Source organism: Facklamia sp. P12950 (assembly GCF_050409465.1).
Lineage (GTDB): Bacteria > Bacillota > Bacilli > Lactobacillales > Aerococcaceae > Facklamia.
Genome location: NZ_JBNUPK010000027.1, coordinates 1 through 714, shown reverse-complemented (window position 1 = coordinate 714; position 714 = coordinate 1). Strand labels below are relative to the sequence as shown.

The 714-nt window shown below is 38.2% G+C and carries 1 protein-coding gene; it reads left to right on the top strand.

Annotated features, from left to right (window positions below):
• A partial coding sequence (locus ACQV2Q_RS08885; RefSeq protein WP_428882515.1) for a Rib/alpha-like domain-containing protein occupies positions 1–603 on the top strand: 603 nt, incomplete at its 5' end.
• Positions 604–714: the final 111 nt, after the last annotated feature.

Below are 714 nucleotides of genomic sequence, written 5' to 3'. Positions count from 1 at the left end.
GGACAACCCACGTTTGAAGATGTGACACCAGAAGGAGTAATAGACTATACTAAGCCGGGAACATACATTGGTCAGGTGAAGGTAACTTATCCAGACGGTTCAACAGAAATTGTGGATGTGACAGTTACTGTAACGACACTAACCTCAGATGAAACTCAAGCTGATAAGTATGAACCTATTGTTTCACCTGAAGTGATTCAATCAGGCGGAACAGTAGACTTAACTGACAATGTAACGATTCCAGGGTACGTAGAAGATCCTAAGTATCCAGGACAACCCACGTTTGAAGATGTGACACCAGAAGGAGTAATAGACTATACTAAGCTGGGAACATACATTGGTCAGGTGAAGGTAACTTATCCAGACGGTTCGTTTGAAATATTTGAAGTTCCAGTTATTGTTTCTGTTTCAGATTCAGAAAATGATGGAGATAATGGTGATCCAAATATCCCTGAAAAATCTGATGATTCACCTTCCAAAGCCGGAGTTTTACCGAATACGGGAGAGTCTGATCAACTTGTTCTGTTTTCAGGTGCTGCTCTTTCAATATTAAGTGGATTAGGATTAATTGCAGTAGGAGGCAGAAAAAAAGAAGAAAATTAAGATGTTTGAACGATTTGTAATAAAACTATTCAAATTTTAAAATCAAGGTGATAATATTTTGGCTCTATGTCCAATAGGGTTGATGCTATCCAAGGAGATTAAGCAATTAAC